At 29.2% G+C, this 3,770-nt stretch carries 2 protein-coding genes and 1 pseudogene; 2 read left to right on the top strand and 1 reads right to left on the bottom strand.

The window, feature by feature from the left end; genetic code table 11:
• A pseudogene (locus ABWO04_RS10420) lies at positions 1–535 on the bottom strand (hypothetical protein); the annotation flags it as partial.
• Between the two features lie 81 nt (positions 536–616).
• Between ABWO04_RS10420 and ABWO04_RS10415 the strand changes: the two are divergent.
• Both ABWO04_RS10415 and ABWO04_RS10410 read left to right on the top strand, forming a co-directional pair.
• Positions 617–1,741, top strand: a complete 1,125-nt coding sequence (locus ABWO04_RS10415) for a hypothetical protein (RefSeq protein ID WP_353079643.1) — start codon at positions 617–619, stop codon at positions 1,739–1,741.
• Positions 1,742–1,802: 61 nt separating this feature from the next.
• Complete coding sequence (locus ABWO04_RS10410) at positions 1,803–3,593, top strand: KAP family P-loop NTPase fold protein (RefSeq protein WP_353079642.1); 1,791 nt, start codon at positions 1,803–1,805, stop codon at positions 3,591–3,593.
• The last annotated feature ends 177 nt before the right edge of the window (positions 3,594–3,770 follow it).

The raw sequence follows: 3,770 nt of genomic DNA, 5'->3' as shown, positions 1-3,770 counted from the left end.
TGGGCAAAGCCTTTTTTTCTGGAATATTAGACAGACTCAATGAAATAGTTGTAGAAAATTTATGAAACTGCGTACCTGTTATGTGTTTAAAATCGACATGCTTAAAAATAACATCTAATATTTCTAAATTATTTTTCTCAACATGAAATGATAAAAAATAAGCCAAATAAACAATGTTTTTTTCGTCTAATAAACCAATGTTTATTTTATTTATTTCCTCTGCTCCTATTTTACTTTGGCGTTGCATGCGTAACAAAGTTTGCTGAAAATACCATTCGCTATAATTGGCTTGATTATTTTTATAACTGGAAAACGAAGTAAAACCAAGATACAACGATAACGTATTTAAGGTAGCCACAGAAGGTACTGTTTTATCTAAAAATCCAAATAACCTTCTAAGGGTATTAAAGCCAATAGAATTATCAATATTCGTATCTATTTCTTCTTTCAAAAACTTAACATCTCGAAGTGAAGTTACAGTAATATTTGACTTTTTTTGAACGTCAATAAGTAGTTGAGAATAATCGTTATACATACATGGGCATAATTTGGGCTAAATATAGTGAATAATAAATTAAATTTGAAGAAATTAATTTGAAACACACAAAACTAAATTATGAAAATAAACAATTTACTTTACCCGCTTTTATTCCTAGCGTTGATTTCTTGTGGTGGAAAAAACGAAAATACCTCACCTAGCGATAACAAAAAGGATAATGAAAAAACCGAAGATTCGGAAATAACTGAAAAGAAAATCACTGAAAAAGATTTAGTTTTTAAACCCGTTATTGCAGAAAGCGGAGAACTTGCAGCAGAAGACAGCTTCATTGTTAAAGACTTTTTTGGTTTAAGTAAAGACAGTATCCGAATTAAATTTAACTCCGACAATAAAGTTAAATTCTTTTCAATCGTAGAGCAACGCAGTGGACGAATTGTAAAAACATTTAAAAAAACATCTGATGTTGATTTTACTTATGATGTGTTTTTTGATAATCCGTTTTCTGTAAAAATTTACTTTCCAAAAGAATCCTACTATAATTTAGAGGTTTCAAGAAAATCTGGAAGTATAGATAATTACTTAAGTAAGGCAAAATTAATTCGCGACTCTGTTGTTGTAAGTAAAAAAACCAATAAAAGTAAAATTGGAACTACAATGGCATTTGAAAAAGTATTTAACCAACCTAAGAAATTTATTGTATCAAGTACTTTTTCTATGTCTGGTGAAAGTAAAGTATATGTACCCATAGAAATACCTAAAAATACGGTTGAATTCATTTACACTCTAAGAATATCGGGTGATGAAGATACTGAAAGAGAGGACGGAAAGTTATTTAACGACGTGAATAGAATCTCCAAAAAGGTAAAAGTTTTTGGATTACCGCTTTGGGAATCAGAAGAAAAAAGCACCAGTTTAAGTCGTGAAATACTAAATTCACTTTTTCCACCAAAAAAAGACGAAGATTATACGTTAAATGTGTTCTTTTTTGACAAACAAAAAGAAATAAAAAAGTTCATACAATATCCAGGTAAAGAATATGCAAGTGCATTTAAATATGATATAAACAATAGTGCTTTATCTACACAAAGTCGCGTTGGACTGGTTAAAAAACCTTATTCGGGCTTTTCATACATTGGCCTTCAATCTACAAGTTCATTCTCTGATACTTATGCTTGGTTGGATGTTGTAGCGCTTTACGAGAAAACATTTCATTATGAAATCAGATATCGCATTCAAAAATAAAACTATCTATTGAAAGAGAAATTATCTAAAACTAATTATATAAAAATAAATTTTATACCCTATGGATTTAAAATCTTGTATTACCGATAAACCCATTGAAAAAAATGATGAGGATAAATTAAAAATGACGCGTTACAGTGCTGTTTTATCTAATTTCATCAAACAAGGCGATACGCCTTTAACTGTTGGTTTACAAGGCGAATGGGGAACCGGAAAAACATCTATGCTTTACATGCTTTTAGAGCATTTTAAACGCGAAGACATAGCTACTTCTTGGGTAAATACTTGGGAATATAGTATGTTTAGAAATCCGGCTGAAACTACGCCTGCCATTTTAAAAGGTATGCTTACCAATTTAAAGTTGAGTTGTGGGGAAAATTGGACTATTGAGAAGAAGACAGAAGATGGTATGAAAAAAGTTTTTTCATTTTTTGGAAACGTAGCCAATCAAGTAATAGCAAATCAAACAGGTGTCGATATAAAAGGCGCTATGGTTCATGAAGAAGCCAACAGAGAACAAGCAGAAATTGCTGAGATAAAAAAAGAAATTGAAAATATTATTGCTAAATTAATAGAGGATCCAAATAATGATTATAAAAAAGTTGTTTTCCTTGTAGATGATTTAGATCGTATCCCACCAGATCAAGCTGTAGAAGTATTAGAAAGTTTAAAAAACTTATTTGACGTACCAAATTGTGTTTTTGTATTGGCAATTGATTATGATGTAGTTGTAAAAGGTTTAGAATCGAAATTTGGTAAAAAAACCGAAGAAAATGAACGCGAATTTCGTTCCTTTTTTGATAAAATCATTCAAGTTCCGTTTTCGATGCCAACAGGAACATATGATATGGGTAATTTACTCTCTGAAAAATTAAGTTCCTTATCTATCGAAATTCCAGAAGAACTTAATGATTCATATACAAATGTTGTAAAATATACGATTGGATTTAATCCAAGAAGTTTAAAAAGATATATTAATTCATTTTCATTATTAAGAAGCCTAAGAAACTCTGATTTTGAAAATGATGCATCCGATTTTGGAGACAACCCTCCAGACTCTGAAGATGATTTGATACTATTTGCTATGATTGGGGTACAAATATCCTACCCTAAAATCTTTAGATTAATTACTCAAATGCCTGATATATATGATTGGGATAAAGGGTTTGCTAATAAAAATAACATCAATTTAGATGCTGTTAAACTTGATATTGAAAAATATGGTGATAATGAAAAATTAGATGAAGATTGGGAACAAATTATATATGGTGCTTGTCAAAATGATGTGTATTTAAAATCTAAAGTTTTTAACATCTTAGAGTTATTTAATTTCTTGAGAAATAAATTCGAAAATAGACCCGAAGTATTAGATGAAAAAACAGTAATGGCATTAAAATTTGCTTCAATTACGAATGTTGATGACGATGTAAATATGAAAGGTGTGGTTGAAAAAAGAGGAAACAAAACTATTTTCTCTGATATAAAAACAAAAATTGACATCATAAAACAAGAATTAATTGCAAACGGTGCCAAAAAAGAGGGGCTTGAAATAAAATTAAAAACATATCAAATTGTTTTCGAAGCATTATTGGCAATTACCAATTCAAATGCTGGAAAATTTACAATTTTAGGCAGTTACATTAAATTTGAAAATAGTAATGTGTTTGCTAAGCTTAATAATCCGCCAAAACAAACAGAATTAATATCAATTGAGTTGTTTAATTTATCAAACACATCTTATCCTAAGGGTTTAAGCTTAGAAAAAGATAATGGAAATCAAAAAGTATTTAAAGTTTCAAAAGAATTAAATCCTACTGAATTTAAAGACTTCTTATCCTTAAATTATAAGTAATAAGAGAAAAAATATTTAAAAAACACTAACGAAATCAATTAAATATGTTTGATAATTTAACCGTCACTAAACTGGGCTTTTACGTCTATGCTTTAGTGAATCCATTAACAAATAAAGTCTTTTATATCGGTAAAGGAATTGACAATAGAGTATTTGCCCATAAACAAGAAGTTCTTG

It is taken from the genome of Flavobacterium sp., assembly GCF_040382755.1.
GTDB lineage: Bacteria > Bacteroidota > Bacteroidia > Flavobacteriales > Flavobacteriaceae > Flavobacterium.
Note: the sequence above shows the minus strand (reverse complement) of the source record. Positions and strands in the feature narration are given on the sequence as shown.